We start from the raw sequence: 22,513 nt of genomic DNA, 5'->3' as shown, positions 1-22,513 counted from the left end.
GATTCTGGCTAACCTGATAATACGAAAGCCGCTTATATGGTCATAACCCTGTCAAGTAGACAGTACAAAAAAGACAAGATTTAAGCTGCGGCCGTTTCTCGGTATTCTACCGGGGAACGGTCGTTTAATTTTTTCTGGAATCGGTCCTGGTTATAGAACAGAATGTATTCATTCACTTGCTGTTCAACCTCTGCTTTGTTTGCTGCCTCATTCAAGTATATTTTCTCGGTCTTTAAATGAGAGAAGAACGACTCGATACAGGCATTGTCTAGGCAATTTCCTCGTCTAGAGTGACTGCCTAGCATGCCGAGTTGTTTCAGCTTACGGTTAAATGGTTTTGACGTGTATTGAAATCCTTGATCCGAGTGTAGGATTACCCCACTCACATCCACGTGCTGACGGAGTCGATCCAGCGTTTCATGAACCAAAGCGAGGTCATTTCGTTCCGAAAGATGCCAAGCTACAATCTCGTTATTGTATAAATCCTGAATCACAGACAGGTACACAAATTGTTCTCCAGCACGAATGTAGGTAATATCTGTGACCAGTTTAGTTCGTGGCGTATCCGCCTTAAACTGGCGCTGAAGCCGATTCGGATTTACCACAGAAGCTTGTTTTCCAAAGAATCGACGCTTCTTTCGAATGACAGAACAGATTCCTAATTGTTTCATTAATCGGTACACCTTTTTGTGGTTGACCCTAATGCCTTCCCTCCGTAAAGCTACCGTCATTCGAAGATAACCAAAGTAGGGATGTATGCGATGGATGGCAAGCAGATGCGATTCCAATTCATGCTGCTTTTGTCTACGTTCTTTTGCCGCTTGCAAGCTTTTTCTCCACTTGTAATAGCCTGAACGGGAAACCGCGGCTAACTTCAAGAGCCAAACAAGACGATGGCATACTCGCAGGTCCTCGATGATCTGAAATCTAGCAGCTTTACTCGTCACTCCTTGTGCAGATTTGGATACTGCTTTTTTAAATATTCAATCTCCGCTCGCAAGTATGCCATCTCTTCTTCCATACTGGAAAACTTCGTTCGGGGACGTCCCCGTTTGGATGTGGCAGGTTCTAGGCTCATTCCACGTTTTGTTTTCGCCGCCCATACTTGTACTTGAGATTTATTTTGAATATCCAAACGTTTCGCTACTTCACGTATACTCATATGTTCTTCGTTGACCAGCCGGGCCGCCTCCAATTTTAATTCCAAGGAGTACCGCCGGTAAGTTTGTCCTTTTTTAGCCATGAAAAAATCCCCTTCGTTAGGCAAGATTAAGTCCATCTTAACAGATGTCTTTTTTCACTTGTCTACTAAAAGGGGATAATACCAATATAGCGACTTTCAATGAGAACATATACAAATCTCAAGAGTAAAAAAATAGGGCCCCGTTAGCATAAGCCGTGGGGACCTTTCTCCGGCACAAGGGTTCCAGTCCCCCACAGATATTTCGTATACGACAGTTAGATGGTTCTTGTCTTTCATTCTATTCATCATCACTCAGTGCCCAAAAACAATATCCTTGCTTACTTTATTAAGGATTGATTAAAGAGCCTGTAAAAGTTATTCCTCCTATTGCCGTACCGGTTCCCACTAACATTAAAGCAGTTAATGAATACGTGACATTGCCAGTCCCTGGTGTTGTGTCTACGTGGTTAACGTTTGTTGTCGCAAACGCATTATTGGCTGCAGCATGGGCATTCGTACTGAAGATAACAGTTGCTCCGCGAAGAATCTGTAACTGAATTGATGAGGTTCCTGCAGTTGATTCCCAACCAACTATACCTGTTAACCAAACCCTGCTCCCTGCAGGGATCGCCGTAACGGTAATCGTCTTAAGTGTAGTTGGTGCTGCAGTTAGCAAAATTGCAGAGCTTCCAGAGGTGTTAGGAGTATTCTCGGATACTTGGAATTGCTGGAATATACCTGAGGCTCCCGTTGGGCCTGTGACTCCAGTTGCCCCGGTTGCTCCTGTGGCTCCTGTGGCTCCTGTGGCTCCGGTTGCTCCCGTTGTTCCTGTGGCTCCTGTTACTCCAGTTGCGCCTGTCGCACCGGTTGTTCCCGTTGCCCCTGTTGCTCCGGTTGCCCCCGTGGCTCCTGTGACTCCAGTTGCGCCGGTGGCTCCTCTTTCCCCAGTCGCTCCGGTGGCTCCGTTTGCCCCCGTGGCACCCGTTGCTCCCGTTGCTCCTGTTACCCCTGTCGCTCCTGTTGCACCCGTGGCACCTGTTGCTCCGGTTGCTCCCGTGACTCCTGTTGCACCCGTTGCTCCTGTGACTCCGGTTGCTCCGGTTGCTCCTATGGCTCCCGTTGCTCCCGTTGCTCCAGTTGCTCCCGTTGCTCCTGTGACTCCGGTTGCTCCTGTGGCTCCGGTTGCTCCTGTTGGACCGGTTGCTCCTGTTGCTCCGGTTGCCCCCGTTGCTCCTGTGGCTCCCGTGGCTCCTGTGACTCCGGTTGCTCCTGTTGGTCCGGTTGCTCCGGGTGCACCCGTTGCCCCGGTTGCCCCTGTGACTCCTGTGACTCCTGTGACTCCCGTTGTTCCCGTTGCCCCGGTTGCACCTGTTGCTCCCGTTGCTCCTGTCGCTCCCGTTGCTCCTGTTACTCCCGTGGCTCCTGTTGCTCCGGTTGCTCCTGTAGCTCCTGTTGCTCCCGTTGCTCCCGTTGCTCCTGTTACCCCTGTTGCTCCTGTAGCTCCGGTTGCCCCCGTTTCACCTGTCGCTCCCGTTTCTCCGGTTGCCCCCGTTTCACCGGTCGCTCCCGTTGCTCCTGTTACCCCTGTAGCTCCTGTTTCTCCTGTAGCTCCGGTTGCACCAGTTGCTCCTGTTGGTCCGGTTGCTCCTGTTGGTCCGGTTGCTCCGGTAGCTCCGGTTGCTCCTGTAGCTCCTGTTGGTCCGGTTGCTCCGGTTGCTCCTGTTGCTCCGGTTGCTCCTGTTGCTCCTGTTGGTCCGGTTGCTCCCGTTGTTCCCGTTGCTCCTGTTACCCCTGTTGCTCCTGTAGCTCCGGTTGCCCCCGTTTCACCTGTCGCTCCAGTGGCTCCAGTTACCCCTGTTGCTCCTGTTACTCCTGTAGCTCCTGTTGCACCAGTTGCTCCTGTTGGTCCGGTTGGTCCGGTTGCTCCCGTTGCTCCCGTGGCTCCCGTTGCTCCGGTTGCTCCCGTTGCTCCCGTTGCTCCCGTTGCTCCCGTTGCTCCTGTTACCCCTGTTGCTCCTGTTACTCCTGTAGCTCCTGTTGCCCCCGTTGCTCCTGTTTCGCCGGTGGCTCCTGTTGCACCCGTTGCTCCCGTGGCTCCGGTTGCTCCCGTTGCTCCCGTGGCTCCCGTTGCTCCGGTTGCTCCCGTTGCTCCCGTTGCTCCCGTCGCTCCTGTCACTCCCGTGGCTCCGGTTTCTCCGGTTGCCCCCGTTGCCCCCGTTGCTCCTGTTTCGCCGGTGGCTCCTGTTGCACCCGTTGCTCCCGTGGCTCCGGTTTCTCCGGTTGCCCCCGTTGCCCCCGTCGCTCCTGTCGCTCCTGTAGCTCCTGTTTCTCCCGTCGCTCCTGTCACTCCCGTGGCTCCGGTTTCTCCGGTTGCCCCCGTTGCCCCCGTTGCTCCTGTTTCGCCGGTGGCTCCTGTTGCACCCGTTGCTCCCGTGGCTCCGGTTTCTCCGGTTGCCCCCGTTGCCCCCGTTGCCCCCGTTGCCCCCGTTGCCCCCGTTGCTCCTGTCGCTCCAGTTACCCCTGTTGCTCCCGTTGCTCCTGTGGCTCCTGTGACTCCGGTTTCTCCGGTTGCCCCCGTTGCTCCAGTTACCCCTGTTGCTCCTGTTACTCCTGTAGGTCCTGTTGCACCAGTTGCTCCAGTTACTCCCGTTGCTCCTGTTGGTCCGGTTGCTCCCGTTGCTCCTGTAGGTCCTGTTGCACCCGTTGCTCCTGTAGGTCCTGTTGCACCCGTTGCTCCTGTTTCTCCCGTGACTCCTGTAGCTCCGGTTGCACCAGTCGCTCCGGTGGCTCCTGTTTCTCCGGTGGCTCCTGTCACTCCCGTTGCTCCTGTGGCTCCTGTTACCCCTGTTGATCCTGTTACACCCGTTGCTCCTGTTGCACCCGTTTCACCTGTCGCTCCTGTTACTCCGGTTGCACCCGTTGCGCCGGTGGCTCCTGTTGCTCCCGTTGCCCCTCTTTCCCCAGTCGCTCCCGTTTCACCTGTTGCACCTGTAGCTCCTGTAGCTCCGGTTGTTCCTGTAGCTCCGGTTGCCCCAGTTGTGCCTGTTGCCCCGGTTGCTCCCGTTGTTCCCGTTGCTCCGGTTGCACCTGTTGCCCCCGTTGCTCCTGTAGCTCCGGTGGCTCCGGTTGCACCCGTTGCTCCCGTTGCTCCTGTAGCTCCTGTTGCACCCGTTTCACCTGTCGCTCCTGTCACTCCCGTTGCACCGGTTGCTCCGGTTGCTCCTGTCACTCCCGTTGCACCGGTTGCTCCGGTCGCTCCAGTTGCCCCCGTTTCACCTGTCGCTCCCGTTGCTCCTGTTGCACCGGTTGCTCCTTCCGCTGCAAGTAAAGTATAGTCTGGGGACATTCCGGGTAATCCTTCGGGATTAGCAACGTTAGTCAAATACGTACTTCCGTTATAAGTAACCACTTGTCCTTGGGGATACAAATAACTCATATTCGGATCAAAAGGGACAACGCCGCTAAGTCCAATACCGGTTGCCCCTCTAGCTCCTTGTGCCCCAATAGAACCTACAGAACCTTGTAGCCCGCTCATACCTGTAGGCCCCGTAGCCCCAGTGGCTCCAGTAACACCTTTTGGCCCCAAAATGTTTTTTTTATTGCGAACTAGATTGCATCGTTTTCTCTTTTGAGATAAACGCCTTTTTCTTATCGCATGAGCCTTGTTTCTTCTGGAAATTGCATCGCTCCGATTTTGATATAATGCACACTTCAGTTTCCGAATCAACCTACGGCTAAGTTTAATCTCTTTTTTGATACGCCTTAAGTTCGGCCGTGTGCGGTTTGATTTGAATTTTTTCAGACTTTTTCCCACCTCACGTTGATACATCTTATTTGTAATATATATGAGGTAACTCATCGACAATTGATCAATTTCAAAATTGTACAACCTCATTTTGCATTAAAAGACTGTATAAACTTATCCCAGCATGACATAAAATGAGTTGAACCTACAGATAATGGGATCGACTCACGACTGGACTCCCATAGTCCGTTTCCCTTGAGCTTTTTACGTATTATTGACATTTATAATGACATCCTATCTTAGTTGATCGATCAAGTGCTTGACCCGCTGCCGTCATTGAGACCGCCCGAATCACAGTTGAATTTCCATTTTTAGAGCATCAGTTGTCCGTTCTAATGCCATTTGTTTCTCAGGGCCAGTATCAAACAGAGACATCTGGGATTCACTTTCGGGAGTGAGCTGCGTCAAGCTAATGCCAACCCGCAAGCCATCCCAATCTCTTTCAGCAGCTTGCAGTCCCGGCAGTATGCTTGAATGGTTAGTCGGGTCCTCTATCTTCTTTTGCCTGGAGAAGCCGGTGGGACAATCAAAGTCCGCTCCCATCTGGATCAAATGGGCCAACTCTTAAAGGGGCGTCAGCATGGAGATGAATAGATCCCGTGACGTCCATAAACTGCTCATCAATACTGGACGTTTCGACAAATGTCCATGATGAGATCGCCACATCGATAGACCTCTGCATGCGTAGCCGTATGACTACAAGCTCAGAGCACTTTGCATAGACTTCACCCGGTCTATCCTCTGTCTTACCCCCTTTGGCATGCAGCCAGGACAACCCGTCCCGCGCCGTCCGCAAGTTTCGGGATTTTTCCGTTAATTGAAAGGCCACGGAGAAGCGTTATTTCAGCAGATTGAAGCGCATGCCATGGTGGGGAGGTAAGAAACAGGAATGCATGTATGAAACCGGTCATCGATCGGATATTTGGCGCAAAGGTGATTAACCGGTTGTATGCGAATGTTTTTATAACGGGATATAAGAATGAAGAGTTCGGTTGGCTGGCGGCCGTACCTGCGCTAGACAACGCTAAAATGCGCCCAGCCGGTATTATCGATCTAGGCGCCAACACATAGCGCTATAAAGCCGTTAATTACCAGTGGATCACAATTTCGTCTACGCTGAGCCGAGGATTAGAGCTTGTGCGAAAATGCGAACCTGGTCAAAATCGGGGATGTTGTGGAGTCCAGAGTTTACAGGGTTTATTGTTTAGCTTTATTAGTATAGATACTGGTAAGTGACGGATTCTAACACTATTCATCTTTTGATTTATCCGCGTTTTCCCATGCTGTCAAAACTTCACTTACCTCTGCTCCTAAATTCATCAAGCATCTTCTTCCCTTCTCCTATTGAACGAAGTTGGACAATATCCCCTCTTTCATTTAAAGTAAAATGTCCTTTGAAAACATCTGGCATGGCATTATATTGTTTTTCTTCCTGCTCATATGCCTGAATAAAACATGCATATCCATATTGATTTACTAAATACGGCAGCCCAAAAGCAGAACGAATCAGCTCATATTCTTGAAAGTTATAAGGTGTGCTTTCAGGTCGCTTCATCAGAATTTCTATGAATTTAGACATCAGTTTCTCAACTTCTTTCTCAGTCGCATACTTTGCATAGCCTCGAATTGCAGTCAACCTCATATCAAGGTAGCGCTCTTTTTTAAACGCTTTTAAGAAGAATTCCTTTAAATCAATATCTTCACAGGACACAAGTGCTTTCAATATTGTGTTGCGAATGTACAAATTTTTAGCCTTAAAATATAGCTCTATTAAAAATTCCACATCTTCATTTGACAACGTTAAATCCTTACTTCTTTCCAGCAGCTGTTGAAATTCGTCTTTATTTTCATAGCCTCTTTTTTGGGACATTTTCTTAAGTTCTTCAATTATGTTTATCATATGTATCCCTCCATTATTTCCTTCTCTTCTCTGGCTTCGCCCTTTTTATATCTGATAATGTAAATTATCCCGTTAGCGTAGCAATCAATCGGTCTCTCTTTTATCTTAAATATGAAAATGCTCGTGATCAACCGCATCCATCCCTATCAACTCATCACTCTTTTGTGGTAATATGCGAAGTTATGATTTAGCGGCAATCGAAGCAATTTGATAATTGTGGTCACGTGGCAAGCCGTTGATTTTAAAAGCATGGTGTTACAGCTAAATTCAACACTAAATTTCCTACCCGTGAGGACTTGAAGAGTTTAACGGAGCTACTGGCCGAAGGAACGATTAAAACAGAGGTTGATTCCATTTTCCCGCTTAATCAAGCGGATAAAGCGCTGGAGAAAAGCGAAGCAAGGCATGGACGGGGAAGAATTTTGCTGATGAACACAAACTACATCTAACAGCGAAACAACACGAGTGCTTGCGCGCTACGTGTTGTTTCTTGTCTCACTCCCCTACTGACCTTGACCGACACACCATTCCTTGAGCCTGACCATCACGGTTTTATCGGAATGGTCATGTTGGTCAAACCCTCGATCCCTCCACCCGCATAGCGGTTGGTTTTTTGGTATGAGTTTAAGAATTTTTTTATATTCCTGCGACTGTATGGGAATATTCGGATCTTACATCTCTTGCAATCCATTTTAGTATAAGATCCGATACGTTGGAAAATCTAATGTTGATGAAAAAAGGAGGTGATCATTTCTGAATGAAAAATCCAATGCTAGCACCGCACGAATCGATGGAACTGCATGAAGCGTTAAACTTTAAAACGCTCTGCCTCGCTAAGTCAAAACTTATGCAAGGCCTGGTCTTTGATCAAGAGCTAAAAGCCTTAATGCAGAAAGACGTAATCCAATCCATACAACAGCTCGCCGAGCTGCAAGCAATCTACGCAAGAGCTCCTTTCCAAGCGCCTGTTCCGAATAGCCCGACACCTATAACACATTAAGGGGAAATCAAATGAATACCGATTATTTAGACCCGATTAATTCATTAAATATGCCGGAAATGGCGGATATGACTTTTGCCATGGACTTCCTTCTTCGTGCCAAGGAGGGTGTGCGTAATTTGTCCATCGCCCTGACGGAAACGGCTTCACCAGATGTAAGAGCCCTCCTGCACAATCATCTTAAGCAGGGGATTGCATTGCACCAAGAAATCACGGAGCTCATGATTCGTAAAAAATGGTTCCATCCTTACGAGCTGAACGAACAGTACCAACTCGACCAGCTTTCGGCAAACAATACGGTGATGATCGGGCAGATGAATTTGTTCCCGGATGATACGTCGCGTAAAGGGATGTTTGATCGGACCCCAGATGAACATATTGGAGGACACAAAGCATGAAGGCGGTAACGTATCAAGGGATTAAAAATGTCGTGGTCAAAGAGGTGCCGGATCCGAAGATTCAAAAACCGGACGATATGATCGTAAGAGTCACCAGTTCCGCCATTTGCGGTTCGGACCTTCACCTGATTCACGGAATGATCCCTAACCTTCAGGAAAACTATGTCATCGGGCATGAACCGATGGGGATTGTAGAAGAAGTAGGTCCTGGAGTGACCAAGGTAAAGAAAGGCGACCGGGTGATCATCCCGTTCAACATCGCATGCGGAGAATGCTTTTATTGTAAGAATCAGCTGGAAAGCCAATGCGACAATTCAAACGAACACGGGGATATGGGCGCCTATTTCGGTTACTCCGGAACGACCGGTGGTTACCCTGGCGGGCAAGCTGAGTACTTACGGGTTCCGTTTGCTAATTTCACCCACTTCAAGATTCCTGAAAACTGCGAGCAACCTGACGAAAAGCTAAGTTTGATCGCCGATGCCATGACGACGGCATTCTGGAGCGTAGATAACGCCGGCGTAAAGAATGGAGATACGGTTATCGTGCTCGGATGCGGTCCGGTCGGACTTCTGGCCCAGAAATTCTGCTGGCTGAAAGGAGCGAAACGGGTCATCGCCGTCGACTATGTCGATTACCGCTTACAGCATGCAAAGCGAACGAACCATGTGGAAATCGTGAACTTCGAACAGGATCAGAATATCGGCAACACTCTCAAGGAAATGACTAAAGGCGGCGCCGATGTCGTCATTGATGCGGTAGGCATGGACGGCAAGATGAGCGATCTTGAGTTTCTAGCCAGTGGTTTGAAACTGCAAGGCGGCACCATGAGCGCATTTATCATTGCATCTCAGGCTGTCCGCAAAGGCGGGACCATCCAAGTCACTGGGGTATACGGTGGACGCTATAACGGATTCCCGCTCGGCGACATCATGCAGCGAAACGTGAACATCCGCTCCGGACAAGCTCCGGTCATCCACTACATGCCGTACATGTATGATTTGGTTACTTCTGGAAAAGTGGATCCAGGAGACATTGTTACGCACGTCATTCCGCTCAGCGACGCAAAACGGGGCTATGAAGTGTTCGATACCAAAACGGACGATTGCATTAAAGTCATCTTAAAGCCTTAAATTATGTATAGATACACAGGAGGACAATCCGAATGAATTCCAATTATGCTTTGCATGAGATGCTTGAGGTACATGAAATAGCTGCGTTCAAGACGGTTTGCATGACTAAATCCAAGACCATGCAAGCTCTGGTAACCGACCCGGAGCTCATGCAAATTTTGCAACAAGATGTAACATTATCACAACAGCAGCTTCAGGAGCTTGGTGGAGTGCTGTCTAAAGCAACGGTATAGGAGATAAAAAATGAACCCAATATTAGAACACATGACAGGTCTTCATATGCTGACCGATGACGTGATCGCAATGGATTTATTGATGAACGCCAAGAGCGGAGTCAGAAACTACGCCATGGCTGTGACCGAATGTGCCACCCCTGAAATCAAGCAAATTTTAATGAAACAGCTCGAAGAAGCCATAGACTCCCATGAAAAGATAACAAACTACATGATGCAGCGGGGCCTATACCATCCCTACCTAATTCCAGAGCAAATTCAGCTTGATCTGAAAAACATTCAGACCGCTATGAACATTCTGTCCTGACACCGTATTTCGTCCAGGCATAATGCATAAAACCACAATGGCTCAAGCACGTTTTTAATTTAATCCGGAGACTTTAGAGAACAAAATGTTCCCCGTTATAGTCAAACAGGTTCACGTCAAAGACGGGCGCCCCTTAAGGCAAAGCATGTTTTGAGATGGCCCTTTCCGCAAAACTGCGGAGGGGCTTTTGCTTCTAGGAAGCAACATTTTCCCGCCAAGTACACCATCGTCATCCGACCTCAAAAAGCCCTTAATTATTTGCTGCGCAAACGTTTTCGGGGTCAGGTGACCAGTTGCGGGAAAATATCATAATTTTAACTGACAAAAAAGTCAGCTCCCTGACAAGGGATAGCTACCTTCGTTTCAAGATTATTAAGAAAAGGTAGGCGCAGGGAATTCATCAATTCTCATACGAAGTAAACTATATGGTTTTTCCCGCAGGTCTCTTCCATAATGAAATCTCGCCTGCCGATGTAATTGATTCACAATGACATATAAGTATTGATCGGGGCCAATCGAAAAAGTATCCGGCCATAAAATTCTCGGGTCATGTGCGATGGTTTCCATTGCGCCATTCGGCAATATCTTCCGGATACTGTTGTTTTCATAATCTCCCGCATAAACGGTTCCTTTTGCGTCGGTAATCATTCCATCAGAAGCACCTTTTTCCCCCCAATACTGCACATATTGGGATAAATTCATGTCCTGTATCCTTCTGTCTCGTAAGGTTTCTGTTGAGATTGAGAACAATTGACGGCTGGTTAGCGGAGCATAAAATAAAACCTTTCCATCAGCAGAAATCGCTAAACTATCGGAAGCCAATCTAAATGGGAAAGTCGAGCCGTCCGGGTTTCGATTCATCAAAATTTCACCTTCTACTTTCGGTAAAAAATAGGGATCAGGTGAAGTTGATTTTGCCCCATTTAACCGTCTAAAGGCGCTCCCATTTTCTAAATCTACAACGATTATAGCCCCTGGCCCTCTGGAAGAAGAATCCGTTATATATGCATACCCTGCTCTTCCAACCCGAAAATCCAAACGGACATCATTCAGATAAGTTGTTGGCAAGACTACATCTTCTGTAAAGGTAAATACTCTCCTTATTGTATTCGTGCTTAAATCAACAGCAACTAATTTTGCTCCCCCTTGAATAGGTTCAGAAAAATTTGGTGCCCCTGTATCTAGTACCCAAAGTGTTCCTCTTCCATCCGCAACGATACTTTGGACACTAACGAAAGACATTGTAATATTACTAGCATTAACCAAATTAGTTTCTAAACTGGGATAAGGCTGCAATTCACCCTCAACAATTTCCGCCACAGTAAATGGAACATCGTCTCCCCATTTCGGAAAGCAAACAAAAATACGACCGGTTTCGGATACGCTGACACCTGTGGGCATTGCCCCATAAAAAGCATGCACCAGTTCAAACTGCCCAAAATATTTTTCCATAGGTAACATAGGTTGCATGATATCCTCCTCATCAAATCCGAACGGATATCAACTATATATGATGAAATTTTGTTGTAGTGCCTGGTTCTCGATAAATATTTCTGCACTGTCCACAAGATTTGAGCCACTTAGATTTCGTATCTAAGTGTTGACACGTCACCAAAAGGTGTCATATAATTCAAAACGACACCAAAAGGTGTCTAATGATATTATCTGCTATATCAATATTAATATCAAGGAGGGGCTTTTCATGTCAAAAAGAAACAAAATTATTTATTGGATTGCTACAGTTTGGCTTTCATTAGGAATGCTTACGACCGGAATAGTTCAACTAATTAAAATGGAGGAAGAAGTTGATAAAATGATGCAGTTAGGATACCCTTCTTATTTACTCGTGGTACTAGGCATTTCTAAAATTTTGGGCGTGACCGCCATACTTGTTCCAAAATTTCCACTACTCAAAGAATGGGCTTATGCTGGTTTTTTCTTTACAATAGCTGGTGCGATAATTTCTCATCTTGTTATAGGCGATACTATTGCCTACCCTATACTTTTTCTTATTCTAATCGCTGCTTCCTGGTATTTCAGACCTACAGATCGAAAAGTTTACAAATAAAACAAAGCCCTTTCTCTTTGATGAAAGAAATTGGAACATGTGATTCGTAAGAAATGTTCCGATGACAAGGACAAGGCTACCCCATATTTTGAAACACTACAAGAGGGGCAAGTGAATGAGCCGCTGCAGGCAAGTTTCTTCAGCCCCGCTTGCGGCAATGTAACGGATAAAATCGGCTTCACGTTTCGGATCCTTACAAAAAAGGAGCCAGTGATCTGAAGCAGCCCAATCGGAGACGGCTTCTTCTTCAAAGATGCATAAGTAGCTTATTGTCCTTTTGCCTATTAGACACTTACAGATATAATTGACCCAACTCTCTGAAGAATCAACAATCCATTATCCATACGCTCAATGAAGTACCTCTTATCTTCTAAAACAACAACATCGCTTTCCCTCAATTTGACTTCGCTTTTAAAATAAATGAAGTTATCTGATCCAGGTACTGCTCCTTTATAGTAATTCATGCTGTTCTCAACTCCTAATAAACTTAGCGATAATAATTGCGTCCACTGCAAACTCCTTATTATGACAATTTCATATTATGTTTCTTCTGGAATGTCAACAATAATATAGTTTTCCTTCAGATTAACTTGAGGCAGTTCGGCTTGTTTAAGAACAACGTCATTCCAGTTCTCCTTAGTGATTAATCCATATCCAGTAGAAGTAATATGAGGCATCCAGCGAAAGTTGGCGAATGTCGTATCTTTAAAATTTGGCAGGGAACCGCTCTCTTTTGTAAAGGAGCGGTTTATGAAATAAAGGTTATCTTGCGTAGTGGTCTTTTCGCTAATGAAAGCTTGCCACTTAAGGTAAGCTGTGTTCTTCGTAATTTGATAATAGCGGATTACATTATGATTGACCTCGATGAATCGGTCGATGGTATTTACTGGGAAATAATACTGAAGACTGGATGCTTCCATAAATGGTTTAAAGTCCTCCGGGAGCTGTGACACTCTAGGAAGATTGATTGCAGCATTTCTGGCTGTGCTTAATGAACGACTTTTAACGTCAGTCAGCAGTTTCGTGCTCGGTTTTGAAACAAACGCCGTTTGGCTATTTTGATTCCAAGTTATTGAACCATCCAACGCTTCAGCAATAAAGCGCAAGGGAATCATTGTTTTACCGTTTTGAATAAATGGAGCAGTACTTAATGAAACTGAAGTTCCATTTTTTTGTGCTACTTTATTATTCATAGTCAACGTTAAGTTTGTCCCGTCCCCCTTCACTGTTACTTGCTTAGAAGTATTATTCCAGGCAAAGGTTAAGCCACCTAAACCTTTGAGTGAAGTCAGACTAATAAATACCTGATTGTTCTTGTTGAGAATATCTTTTGAATCTACGTCATGATTATTCACAACAACTTGTGCTCCTTTTGGACTATGTACTGCTGCGGCTGCCTCATTGGTTGGAAGTAACAAAAGCGAAGAACATAGAACAGCAAAAGAATATAATACTAATTTCTTCATCACTAAAACCTCCTATATTTACAAGTCCTTATATGTATAGACGCAAGATAAATCGTGAGATTATCCCCAATCTTAATTAATCATTTCTTTTTAAGAAGAGAATAAGAAAAATATATCACTCCACCAACGCCTAAAACCATGGATATCCCAAACAATATCCACACTATTTTCACATCAGTATCACTAAGACCGTTACCTACTGGACCAACTTTTGGTTCAAAAAAATGATTTAGTTTCCATATACCATAGAGAATGAGAAATATTGATCCGAACAATCCAACAAAATGTTTCTGTTTAATGTTACTCACACCCCCATACGTACTGAAATTAAAGTAACGCGATAATAAGTTATACAGATAATACCACATATTGGGACAAAACTGCCCGTTAGCTTAATGAAATTGCATGGAAACCAGTTCGATATGGATCTAAACGGTTATCGGCTTATGTTCTTGTACTTTACGGCAATCGGTACAAAAACTTGTACCGATAAAACTAAAAAGCTGATAGAATAGCGACATTCAATGGACAATGATCTTGTCCGCCAACACCAAAAAAGGCCAACCGAATGGATGGGTTGACCTCATTCTCCTTCATGTAATTGCGTGAATCATCCCTTCTTCGGTGTGGCGATCTGATGTGCTACCCTTTCGGCTAATGCTGCATCTGCCTGGAATAAATAGCCTAACACTACCCTCTGAATCTCATGAGAAGTCGCCGATAAGTCATCAGCGAGGTTCTGAACAAGATGATCCTGCTGAACTTGTGTGAGCGATTGATAGAATTGTCCCGCTTGCGTGAAATTATCGGCCTTCGGAATATCGGATCGAACGAGCCGGCCGGCTACATAGCGACCTGCCCCGCTCGTTACCTGTTCAGTCGGTGACCAGTTTGCTTGATGGTTAATCGGAATTTTGCGGAAATCCGTTCCAAGGCGATGCCGCTGTGAATCCCAATAAATATTGCTGCGGCCTTGCAGCATCTTATCATCGGACAGCTCGGCACCATCTAGAAGATTTGACGGAGAGAATGCCAGCTTCTCGATCTGCTCCTGATAATCAGTAGGGTTCTTATCCAATACGAGTCGACCAACTGGCAGCGGAGGGAATTGATGCACATCCCACACTTTCGTATCATCCAGCGGATCGAACGACAGCTTCGCCTCATCCTGCGGGTTCATCAACTGCACATACAACCCGTATTGGACTGGTGTGCCTTTTGCAATCGTGTCATACAGATCTTTACCCGAATAATCCGGGTTCTCGCAGGCCAAACGAGCCGCTTCTTGCGCATCGATATATTGCTCTCCAGCCAACGGAATCCAGCGATATTTGACGTAGAAGCGGACGTTCTGTGCATTTTTCCAAACATAGGTGTTAACACTGTGTCCTGGCGTATGGCGGAAGCTCTTGAGCGTCCCTTCGTCCGAGTACAGACGTACAACGAAATGAGTTGCCTCTGGCGCAGTAGCAATGAAACCCCAGAATCGATTCGGATCGATAAGGTTGTTAACTGGTGATGGCAGGAAAGCATGAATTGACTCAGGGAACCGGATCGGGTCACGTACGAGGAACACAGGGATATGATTACAGAGCAGGTCGAATACGCCATGCTCGGTATAAAATTTCGTCGAGAATCCACGCACGTTGCGGGATGTGTCTGGTGTCCCTTTGTTGCTGACCGCAAGTGAGAAACGAACGGTAACGGGTACCCGTTGTCCCGGCTGCTGCAAGAAGCACAGGTTCGTATAAGCGGCCATCGAGTGAAGGGTTTCAAAATAACCCATGGCACCAAACCCCTTCACATGGACCGGACGCTCTAATATCTTTTCGTGGACAAAGGTTTCAAGTGTTTCATGCAGCATGCTGTCCTGTTCCAGAATCGGCCCCCGTTCCCCCACCGTCTGCGAATGGTGATCCGGCGACTGCATAGCATTCCATTGTGATTGAGCATTGCCTCCCTGCCAGCTTCGAGCTTTTGCCTGATTGTTAGATTTGTTACCGTCCATGGATCCGCCCCCCTTACCTACATTCTCGGGGATATATATGCATGGCTATGTACGGTTATGACAGCATGTCAAATTGTATATTCCCATCTTGGCCTAGAAGTGTTGTTCATTCATCAAGGAAGGGGAACCATGATCGTTAGTAACAATAGTTATGAAATAAAGCCTGGGATAAGCGGAAAGAACGGAGTTCAACTTACCAACCCCGTATAAATCATCGAGTGGAGCACATCTTTACTTGGATTGAAACGAATTATACGATTCCTTTCCGATTGGACGATATGGCGAAGTCACTGCACTTATCACCCTACCATTTGTCACATCTCTTTAAAGAAGCGACAGGGATCAGCATCACGGAATACATAGCAGCCCGAAGGATTCATCAATCCATACAGCTCCTAGCGACTACAAAAAAACCGATCTCGCTTATTACGGAGGAGATCGGATTAACAAATAGCTCTTTCGAGAAACGAAGGAAATATCCTTCCCGTTAGCTTAATGAAATTGAATGATTGATATAATGGTCATATAATTGCTCGAAGGTTGTAAAACGTTCGACTTCTCTGCCGACCTTACCATATTCGTCCATATATTCATCCATGATTTCAAGGAACTTCTCCTTCATTACTGGTAAATCACTTGCATCAAAGTACTGCATGAGATCAAATTTCTTGGTTCCTTTCTCCGCAGTCATTTCATCAAGATATCCTTGTGCTCCAAAGGCCGAAAGAAAGGCATAGGAGGCATCGTTCGTTGTAACACTGTTCAAGATTTTATTGCGGTAGTTGCACCACAATTCTTCGTAAGTTCCCCTCAGATTATCAAAGGTCGGAGCGGGTTTAACAATGAAGTTATCACACATCTTGCTATGTAACCTCGTAACGCTGTTCAACATATTAAAAGAAGCAATTCGGATATCTTTAATGGTATGAGCTACGATGACTGACATGTATAAGGATTCCAGATCATCTGGAACAAAGCGATACGAGCGTATTTCTTCTAAATATCGCTTGACACCTCGTTTGATGCACGTGTTATTCATGCTGACCAAGGCATTGACCAGATTGTACAGAACGCTGGCAGATGCATGTCTCACTGAACCGATATTATCACCCAGCATCGTATCGCAGTATGCTTGCTTAGCCAGATCGATCCATTTTTTTGCTCGATTAAGACACGCTTCTCCTATTGGCTCCGCAAGCGCATCAAGAGCTTTTTGCCTAAAGTCGTTGAATTTCTCCAAATCCTCAGGCTTGGCATAATAGAGAATTTCGAGCTCGGTTAGACTCGAAACGTTGGGACTCTCTAAGAGAGATTGTTCGTGTATTCTTGTATCCCATGGTGTGCAATAGATGTCATAGCCAACGTCATCTAAGATGAAGCAATCGGATATTCCCCATCCCCTATTTGTATTATTTATGATAATTAAATCAAGATCGCTCTTCTCGTGAAAGTCCCCGGTGCTAAACGAACCCGTAAGCCCAATAATTGCGATATCGTCTAGAAAATCTCTTCTTGCGCGTTCGATCACCATGTTGATCAGCAGTTCATTTTTGTCCAGCAGCTTCTTCTTTATGATTTCGTTCATCCGTTACACCCCTTCGTATGAGCTGGCCGTCCTTCATCACAACAACCTCAACTAGAGTCTATCGATTTAGAGGTGCGGTTACTATGTATAAGTTGATTTAATTCATCTTTTGCACAAAATCCGCTAAACCGTCGATATGACGATTTAACGGATTGATACCGATCCGCCAACTCCCTTATGCTGACTCCATTGCGGTATAGGGATTGAATCTCAGCGTAACGTATTCTTGAATGATACAAAGAAATTCTTCCGGAAAAATAAATTCGGCTTTAGAATATTTCACGTGCCTTACTCCTTATTTAATAAATCAATAAGGCGCAAAGCCAATCGGTACAAGTTCTTCTCCCCTCGATATCGGGTATCATTTCTTCTGCGCAAGTTATTGTCCATTACGGCAATCGGGACAAGAACTTTAGCCGATAATACAAAAAAGCCGCTAACATAGCGACTTTCAATGGGGAAATGTTCTTCTCAATCGACAGAAAATTAATTATATAATCCCCATCGAATTGTTATTCTACGTCAATCGGATGTTGTATTTTATCCTTATAAAAATCGATATACAGTTGACCGTCAGTCCCTTTGACTGCATAAAAAACATCTTCAATATTTTTGTTGCGGGCTTTTAATTTTTCTGTAATCCAAACTGGAGAGAGGGCATTTATTTTTAGATTCTTTTCCAGAAGTTGTCCATCCATTATAAGCTCAATTGGAAACTGTTGGTTCCCTTTCGATCCCTTCTTCAAATCTTTTAACGTTACATTCTGGTATTCCTTTTTCTTCATCACAGATATCATTCCATTGATTTCCAATACTGCGTACTCAACTTCTGAAATGTCAAAAACATCTTTTTGACGTAACATCTGATTGACTGTATCTAAAGTTAGTTTATTTTTCTTTAGATTGTCTTCCAAAACCTTTCCGCCCTCTATAATTACGCTTGGTGTCCCTTCAGCCAACATACGGAATTTACGGTTTTTCACGACAATAATGGATAAAAAATATGACGTAAATGTAAATACGGCAAGCGAAATCAGCAAGGGTATGACTTGCAATTTTTCATTGAAAGCAAAATTCGCTGCAATTGCACCCAAAATAACGGCCGTAACAAACTCATGAAAATTCATGTTAGATAACGTTTGTTTCCCTAAGAAACGCGTAATAATTAACAGAATTACGAATGCTGATATACTGCGAAGCAGAATTATCATGTGATCAACCATACGAACCCATACCTCCTGTTTACAATTTACTATCTTAAGTATGGGCAGTTTTAAAAAAATAAAACGATGAGAGCATAATTTTTCAAGAAATAGTCTACCCTTCCACCTGACTCATTTCGGAATCGGAAAGTCTATTCTCTAGAAACATAATCCCTTCTGCCATGTCGTTTCGTGCAGATGTGAGCAATAATTTCATAACTTCACTCCTTTGTGTGCGTCTATCGTTTATTCTTTTAGCCTTTAGGGGGCCAACTTAAACTACAATATAGTACACTTCAGTTCGGAATGTTTCTTACAGATGGCTAATCTAATTTGCCCGTTAGCATAAAAAGGCAACCGATCGCCCTGATCAGCTGCCTTCTCTTCCTAATTCAACTATCGTTACGCAACTTCGGTGTAGTTGGATTATTGTTGTATGGTGAATCTATTAGCTACTACGGCTAAACTGTCCAAGCGAAGGCGAGCCGGGTGGTAACAGCAAGTCAAGTGCTCTTCTGACTTTTCTGGCGAATCGGAGCGGATTTTGTACCGCTTCGATGTTGACATAGATCAATCTAGGGCGTTCGAACAACCATTCGTTATGAATGGACGAAACGATGATGCCCTGTTTAAGAAGACTTGTAATAAACCGATCCGTTTCCTTTTGCAATAGGACAACTCTTCCCAAACACAACGCTCTACCAGTCACAGTATTTAATGATTCAAACGAGAATGATGAGGTTAACATAAACCTTTTCTTTAAAATCGTTGCCTTAATTCGATTCCGCGTAATGGTTGCGACGCATTTTCCGCCTGCAAATCCGGGTGTTCCACCAATGATTTTGGCGAACCTTCGGCAAAGACGTTCATTATGACTCATACTCAACCGACTTCCCTCCTTAAAAGCGAATCTGGACCAATTTTCGAACGAATCATTTTTTGCTTTGGCGTCCTTTGCCGCGAACGACTTTAAGCGGCCGCATCATATCGTAGTCCTCGTGCTCTAGGATATGGCAATGCCAAACGTAGTTGCCCATATAGGGGACAAATTTGGCGAAAATCGGTACGATCGAGGGATATACGCCCTTTACAGGGCAGCGCGTAGATCCACTTTACCCGGAAACGTTCGTTTTTTCGAGCGATAATGGTCGTTCCCGGGTATCTCCCGTCATACGTCATATCCCCATACAGTAATAGGCGGCAGATCCCGGTGCCGCTATTGCTTGACCTGCTTCATTTTCACGTTCGTAATACGTACTCCTAGCTCGGCGGTGCTTCGGCTTTAATATCGGGGGAATGTAGATCCAAGACATTCGATCTGAAGTCCTGATATAGTCTAATGCCGCATATGAGAAATTCGATACGTACAGCGGCCCACGGATTTCATTTATTTCTTATGACAATATGTCATGCTGTATCATGAATCCCTTTGATTCGGTTGAAATATAAGGATCGTTTGAGAATCAGGACATGAATTTACATTTTACGGTGTATGTGCCGCCTTGTCTTAAGGAGACCACTCTTCACTTCCCCTTTATGTTTCAGATTTGAAACGAAAGACTCCATAAGTTAAACTGCCGCATATATAAATGATCATTCCGATAATGGTCAGCGTTAATTCAGATTCTGAATGATGAGTAAAATGATTAATAAGCAACATGAACAATATTATGACCAGGGCGTCGATCATCAATCGGCCATATTTTAAGTTCTTCATCATCGGGAATAGAACAATTAAGTTGCAACAAACCGCAATGAATTCCAGAATGAGAATCCCCAAGGTTGGCCCCCTGTAGTTCAGTCCAGGTATCGCTACAAGAAAATAATGAACGACTATTGATATACTTATTCCACTAATTAGGCCAATTAATGGAACTCTTTTACTCTCTTGGACCCAAAGTATGCTTGTGCTGACCTCACGTATACCGACAAGCAACGGAACGATAAATAAATATTGAATGGGTTTTGCAGCTTCGATTGTGTCAAATAGAATAAGTGAAATTTCCTCATTATAGACATAAAGAAACAGACTCGCTGTCCAGCCCCATATCCAGCTTATCTTCAGTGCTATTCTCGTACGCAAATGAAAACGATCAAAGTTTCTTGCCTGCCAATCTGCTACCATTCTCATGGTTAATGTATGTGAAATCGCGGCAGTGACCAATGTGGGCATATAGGCTACAAGTGCAGCCATGCCCGTGAGAACTCCAAAAATTGCGGTTGCTTCTGCGGATGTATAACCAGCGGCTTGAAGTCGGTTAGGGATAATGATCGCGTCCAAAACATCTGAGAGTGGTACCAGTAATCGGGTAAGAGATATAATGAGAGAGCTGTGTAAGAACCATTTTATTTCCTTTTGGAAACTAGTATCTTTCGAACGAGACGGAGTTTGATCACTTTTTCGATTCACGAATAGATAATATGAAATTAATACGAAAAAAGCAGAAATCGCACCCAATGATGTACTTATCATGCTGTTACCGGTTGCAATGGCAGGACCTTGAGGCATAAAAAGAAAAACAATAACCAGCATGAACACCACTCGAATGGCTTGCTCTATAATTTCAGAGAAAGCAATGACATTATACAATTCAATGCCTTGCAGATAACCGCGAAGCAGACTTAATAATGGAACCGCAAAGAAGGCTGGTGCCAGAAAGTGAATGAATACATGAAGCTGCTCGTTACCAAGAAACCTTGCGATGGAATCCGAATAATAAAAGGTGAGTGCAGTTGCACATCCTCCTATTATCATTAAGTAGATGGAAAAGAATTTAAACCAAATCCAACCATCTGAGGGATGCTTCGCGGTATACAAAGCTAATGTTGTTGGCAATCCGCCAGTTAGCAGCATGAACCCTAGCCCATAATAAGAGTAAGCAATCTGAAAAAGCCCAATTCCCTCTGCACCTATCATTCGAGTCAGTGAGACCTTGCCGATTAATCCGATTGCTTTGACCGTAAGAATTGCAGTTATTCGAATCACTGTATGTTTGATGAAAGTAGAGCTCATCATTCTCCTCCACTGCATAAGACTTGTCCGTAACATCATCTTATGACCATGGAGAAGGTGATATGAATGAAGCAATATTTCATCAGTGTCCAAACAAGCACTAGTCATTAATGTGGATAAGAATATAGTGGGTATGTTTATCCCAGCCCAAATCAAAAGGTGCTCGATAACGATCCGCGGTGTGTGAATTTACCAAAGGATAGCCGTTGTCGTCAAATCCGGTTACTACGGAAAAATGGTCTACGTCATTGTTTAAAACATGAGCAATTAAATCGCCAGGCAACAGCTTGGCAAAAGCGGTATCCGGGTGTTTGCTTGTCGGTTTTATAAGCTCTGCGAAAGTTCCGCTTGCAATCATTTCTCCATAACCCGATCGAATAATAAAGCTTTTGAAAGCATCCGTCTGAACCCAAGTTCGAGTGCCTCCTCCACCATAACGATAACGCCAAGGTCCTTTCATCTGGAGTGCTCCCCCTTCCTCCTGATCACCAAGGACCTGTGAAGCAAAATTCGTGCAATCCCCACCTTTTACGTTATAATTCATATATTTAGGATTATAGCGTCCCTTATTGCCTGCCCCCCATGCAGTACCTGCATATTTATCTGCATATTCTACGGCTTTCTTTCTTTTGTATTTTTGTCCATCTTTAATCGTTTCATTGTGCAGGGGAAAATTCACAGTATCTCCGATAGATCCTTCAATTAATTTCGGGTTTTCATCTAATGGATCCAAATACCACTCTTTTAATACAATCCAACTTCCACCTTTCTTTTTTAAGGTTAGAGAATGCCACGTCCCAATCCCAAAGCTTTGTGGAGGTAAGACTTTGTCTACATATATGTAGCTTAATTTTTGGGAATGAGCTAAAGACACTTTCGCTGTATCCCCTTCCGTTTGAATTCGGGTAACACGAATTTTACTTTGAGAGCCCGTAAAATGAATTCCTCTATGCTCTCCCCAAGTGTTTAGATATGTCTTTCTCTTTTCCTCTACTCGAAATGCATTCCGACTTGATCTTGTGGCTTGATCGTAATACTTCGTCATTTTTGAGTTAGGTTTCACTAAAAAGGTTGACCGGGCAGCGAATAACTCATCTAAATACCTTTTTATCTCTTCCTCTGAATGATTAGTGTTAGCAATGGGTGAACTTCCGAACAGCAGAATTAGGGTTGTGAACATACTAAGGTAAGCAGTTTTTATCATTTTTTCTC

At 44.8% G+C, this 22,513-nt stretch carries 21 protein-coding genes and 2 pseudogenes; 9 read left to right on the top strand and 14 right to left on the bottom strand.

The window, feature by feature from the left end; all coding sequences use genetic code 11:
• Positions 1–80: 80 nt before the first annotated feature.
• From BMX45_RS29740 to BMX45_RS29730, 3 genes are all read right to left on the bottom strand, one after another.
• A protein-coding gene (locus tag BMX45_RS29740) for an IS3 family transposase (RefSeq protein WP_368087188.1) occupies positions 81–1,243 on the bottom strand; the annotation gives its coding sequence in 2 pieces (ribosomal slippage) (positions 81–979 and positions 979–1,243; 1,164 coding nt in all).
• A gap of 286 nt (positions 1,244–1,529) precedes the next feature.
• Positions 1,530–4,529, bottom strand: coding sequence for a collagen-like triple helix repeat-containing protein (locus BMX45_RS32175; protein WP_090914269.1), 3,000 nt, complete (start codon positions 4,527–4,529; stop codon positions 1,530–1,532).
• Between the two features lie 750 nt (positions 4,530–5,279).
• A complete protein-coding gene (locus tag BMX45_RS29730) occupies positions 5,280–5,540 on the bottom strand; it encodes a hypothetical protein (RefSeq protein WP_090914265.1) in 261 nt (86 codons plus the stop codon).
• A 345-nt stretch (positions 5,541–5,885) separates the two neighbouring features.
• Here BMX45_RS29730 and BMX45_RS31525 point away from each other — a divergent pair, with 345 nt between their 5' ends.
• Complete coding sequence (locus tag BMX45_RS31525) at positions 5,886–6,059, top strand: hypothetical protein (protein ID WP_175495238.1); 174 nt, start codon at positions 5,886–5,888, stop codon at positions 6,057–6,059.
• Between the two features lie 223 nt (positions 6,060–6,282).
• On the opposite strand, the gene BMX45_RS29720 is transcribed toward BMX45_RS31525, so the two are convergent.
• Positions 6,283–6,888: a hypothetical protein gene (locus BMX45_RS29720; protein WP_090914263.1), complete on the bottom strand. Its 606-nt coding sequence runs from the start codon at positions 6,886–6,888 to the stop codon at positions 6,283–6,285.
• A gap of 269 nt (positions 6,889–7,157) precedes the next feature.
• On the opposite strand from BMX45_RS29720, the pseudogene BMX45_RS29715 reads away from it, so the two are divergent.
• The 6 genes and pseudogenes from BMX45_RS29715 to BMX45_RS29690 form a co-directional block, all read left to right on the top strand.
• Positions 7,158–7,337, top strand: a pseudogene (locus BMX45_RS29715) (zinc-binding dehydrogenase); the annotation flags it as partial.
• Positions 7,338–7,645: 308 nt separating this feature from the next.
• Positions 7,646–7,888 (top strand): spore gernimation protein GerQ, encoded by a 243-nt coding sequence (locus BMX45_RS29710; protein WP_090914261.1) that lies wholly within the window; start codon positions 7,646–7,648, stop codon positions 7,886–7,888.
• 11 nt (positions 7,889–7,899) lie between these two features.
• Positions 7,900–8,286, top strand: a complete 387-nt coding sequence (locus BMX45_RS29705) for a spore coat protein (RefSeq protein WP_090914259.1) — start codon at positions 7,900–7,902, stop codon at positions 8,284–8,286.
• Positions 8,283–9,419, top strand: coding sequence for a zinc-dependent alcohol dehydrogenase (locus tag BMX45_RS29700; protein WP_090914256.1), 1,137 nt, complete (start codon positions 8,283–8,285; stop codon positions 9,417–9,419). Before BMX45_RS29705 ends, BMX45_RS29700 begins: the two co-directional genes overlap by 4 nt.
• 32 nt (positions 9,420–9,451) lie before the next feature.
• Complete coding sequence (locus BMX45_RS29695; RefSeq protein ID WP_090914254.1) at positions 9,452–9,652, top strand: hypothetical protein; 201 nt, start codon at positions 9,452–9,454, stop codon at positions 9,650–9,652.
• Positions 9,653–9,662: 10 nt separating this feature from the next.
• Positions 9,663–9,959 (top strand): spore coat protein, encoded by a 297-nt coding sequence (locus BMX45_RS29690; RefSeq protein WP_090914252.1) that lies wholly within the window; start codon positions 9,663–9,665, stop codon positions 9,957–9,959.
• A 372-nt stretch (positions 9,960–10,331) separates the two neighbouring features.
• Here the strand turns inward: BMX45_RS29690 and BMX45_RS29685 are convergent, their stop codons facing one another.
• Entirely contained in the window at positions 10,332–11,429 is a 1,098-nt protein-coding gene (locus tag BMX45_RS29685) for an L-dopachrome tautomerase-related protein (RefSeq protein ID WP_090914251.1), read from the bottom strand.
• Positions 11,430–11,661: 232 nt separating this feature from the next.
• Between BMX45_RS29685 and BMX45_RS29680 the strand changes: the two genes are divergently transcribed.
• The gene (locus tag BMX45_RS29680; RefSeq protein ID WP_090914249.1) at positions 11,662–12,027 is read left to right on the top strand and encodes a DoxX family protein; all 366 of its coding nucleotides are present in this window, start codon (positions 11,662–11,664) and stop codon (positions 12,025–12,027) included.
• A 284-nt stretch (positions 12,028–12,311) separates the two neighbouring features.
• Here BMX45_RS29680 and BMX45_RS29675 read toward each other — a convergent pair whose 3' ends face one another.
• From BMX45_RS29675 to BMX45_RS29665, 3 genes are all read right to left on the bottom strand, one after another.
• Positions 12,312–12,491, bottom strand: a complete 180-nt coding sequence (locus BMX45_RS29675) for a hypothetical protein (protein WP_090914247.1) — start codon at positions 12,489–12,491, stop codon at positions 12,312–12,314.
• A 75-nt stretch (positions 12,492–12,566) separates the two neighbouring features.
• Complete coding sequence (locus BMX45_RS29670; RefSeq protein ID WP_090914245.1) at positions 12,567–13,493, bottom strand: copper amine oxidase N-terminal domain-containing protein; 927 nt, start codon at positions 13,491–13,493, stop codon at positions 12,567–12,569.
• 610 nt (positions 13,494–14,103) lie between these two features.
• A complete protein-coding gene (locus BMX45_RS29665; RefSeq protein WP_090914243.1) occupies positions 14,104–15,501 on the bottom strand; it encodes a catalase in 1,398 nt (465 codons plus the stop codon).
• 278 nt (positions 15,502–15,779) lie between these two features.
• On the opposite strand from BMX45_RS29665, the gene BMX45_RS32065 reads away from it, so the two are divergent.
• The gene (locus tag BMX45_RS32065; protein WP_254778362.1) at positions 15,780–15,992 is read left to right on the top strand and encodes a helix-turn-helix domain-containing protein; all 213 of its coding nucleotides are present in this window, start codon (positions 15,780–15,782) and stop codon (positions 15,990–15,992) included.
• Here the strand turns inward: BMX45_RS32065 and BMX45_RS29655 are convergent.
• The 6 genes and pseudogenes from BMX45_RS29655 to BMX45_RS29630 form a co-directional block, all read right to left on the bottom strand.
• On the bottom strand, positions 15,989–17,086 hold the full coding sequence (locus BMX45_RS29655) for a nucleotidyltransferase domain-containing protein (RefSeq protein WP_090914241.1): 1,098 nt from the start codon (positions 17,084–17,086) through the stop codon (positions 15,989–15,991). The genes BMX45_RS32065 and BMX45_RS29655 overlap by 4 nt on opposite strands.
• A gap of 512 nt (positions 17,087–17,598) precedes the next feature.
• Positions 17,599–18,309, bottom strand: a complete 711-nt coding sequence (locus tag BMX45_RS29650) for a DUF421 domain-containing protein (RefSeq protein WP_090914238.1) — start codon at positions 18,307–18,309, stop codon at positions 17,599–17,601.
• Positions 18,310–18,736: 427 nt separating this feature from the next.
• Positions 18,737–19,168 (bottom strand): DUF1259 domain-containing protein, encoded by a 432-nt coding sequence (locus BMX45_RS29645; RefSeq protein WP_090914267.1) that lies wholly within the window; start codon positions 19,166–19,168, stop codon positions 18,737–18,739.
• A gap of 52 nt (positions 19,169–19,220) precedes the next feature.
• Positions 19,221–19,358, bottom strand: a pseudogene (locus BMX45_RS29640) (multicopper oxidase domain-containing protein); the annotation flags it as partial.
• 464 nt (positions 19,359–19,822) lie between these two features.
• Complete coding sequence (locus BMX45_RS29635; protein ID WP_175495237.1) at positions 19,823–21,301, bottom strand: oligosaccharide flippase family protein; 1,479 nt, start codon at positions 21,299–21,301, stop codon at positions 19,823–19,825.
• Positions 21,302–21,401: 100 nt separating this feature from the next.
• Entirely contained in the window at positions 21,402–22,505 is a 1,104-nt protein-coding gene (locus tag BMX45_RS29630; RefSeq protein ID WP_090914232.1) for an amidase domain-containing protein, read from the bottom strand.
• Between the last annotated feature and the right edge of the window lie 8 nt (positions 22,506–22,513).

It is taken from the genome of Paenibacillus sp. cl141a (assembly GCF_900109305.1).
GTDB classification, from domain to species: Bacteria; Bacillota; Bacilli; order Paenibacillales; family Paenibacillaceae; genus Paenibacillus_AQ; species Paenibacillus_AQ lautus_A.
Note: the sequence above shows the minus strand (reverse complement) of the source record. Positions and strands in the feature narration are given on the sequence as shown.

What these genes read in the sequence shown, in the direction of transcription:
- BMX45_RS32175 (WP_090914269.1), bottom strand. Translation starts at nt 4,529, where the DNA reads ATGTCCCCAGACTATACTTTACTTGCAGCGGAAGGAGCAACCGGTGCA.
- BMX45_RS31525 (WP_175495238.1), top strand. Translation starts at nt 5,886, where the DNA reads ATGAAACCGGTCATCGATCGGATATTTGGCGCAAAGGTGATTAACCGG.
- BMX45_RS29720 (WP_090914263.1), bottom strand. Translation starts at nt 6,888, where the DNA reads ATGATAAACATAATTGAAGAACTTAAGAAAATGTCCCAAAAAAGAGGC.
- BMX45_RS29710 (WP_090914261.1), top strand. Translation starts at nt 7,646, where the DNA reads ATGAAAAATCCAATGCTAGCACCGCACGAATCGATGGAACTGCATGAA.
- BMX45_RS29705 (WP_090914259.1), top strand. Translation starts at nt 7,900, where the DNA reads ATGAATACCGATTATTTAGACCCGATTAATTCATTAAATATGCCGGAA.
- BMX45_RS29700 (WP_090914256.1), top strand. Translation starts at nt 8,283, where the DNA reads ATGAAGGCGGTAACGTATCAAGGGATTAAAAATGTCGTGGTCAAAGAG.
- BMX45_RS29695 (WP_090914254.1), top strand. Translation starts at nt 9,452, where the DNA reads ATGAATTCCAATTATGCTTTGCATGAGATGCTTGAGGTACATGAAATA.
- BMX45_RS29690 (WP_090914252.1), top strand. Translation starts at nt 9,663, where the DNA reads ATGAACCCAATATTAGAACACATGACAGGTCTTCATATGCTGACCGAT.
- BMX45_RS29685 (WP_090914251.1), bottom strand. Translation starts at nt 11,429, where the DNA reads ATGCAACCTATGTTACCTATGGAAAAATATTTTGGGCAGTTTGAACTG.
- BMX45_RS29680 (WP_090914249.1), top strand. Translation starts at nt 11,662, where the DNA reads ATGTCAAAAAGAAACAAAATTATTTATTGGATTGCTACAGTTTGGCTT.
- BMX45_RS29675 (WP_090914247.1), bottom strand. Translation starts at nt 12,491, where the DNA reads ATGAATTACTATAAAGGAGCAGTACCTGGATCAGATAACTTCATTTAT.
- BMX45_RS29670 (WP_090914245.1), bottom strand. Translation starts at nt 13,493, where the DNA reads ATGAAGAAATTAGTATTATATTCTTTTGCTGTTCTATGTTCTTCGCTT.
- BMX45_RS29665 (WP_090914243.1), bottom strand. Translation starts at nt 15,501, where the DNA reads ATGGACGGTAACAAATCTAACAATCAGGCAAAAGCTCGAAGCTGGCAG.
- BMX45_RS32065 (WP_254778362.1), top strand. Translation starts at nt 15,780, where the DNA reads ATGGCGAAGTCACTGCACTTATCACCCTACCATTTGTCACATCTCTTT.
- BMX45_RS29655 (WP_090914241.1), bottom strand. Translation starts at nt 17,086, where the DNA reads ATGAACGAAATCATAAAGAAGAAGCTGCTGGACAAAAATGAACTGCTG.
- BMX45_RS29650 (WP_090914238.1), bottom strand. Translation starts at nt 18,309, where the DNA reads ATGGTTGATCACATGATAATTCTGCTTCGCAGTATATCAGCATTCGTA.
- BMX45_RS29645 (WP_090914267.1), bottom strand. Translation starts at nt 19,168, where the DNA reads ATGAGTCATAATGAACGTCTTTGCCGAAGGTTCGCCAAAATCATTGGT.
- BMX45_RS29635 (WP_175495237.1), bottom strand. Translation starts at nt 21,301, where the DNA reads ATGAGCTCTACTTTCATCAAACATACAGTGATTCGAATAACTGCAATT.
- BMX45_RS29630 (WP_090914232.1), bottom strand. Translation starts at nt 22,505, where the DNA reads ATGATAAAAACTGCTTACCTTAGTATGTTCACAACCCTAATTCTGCTG.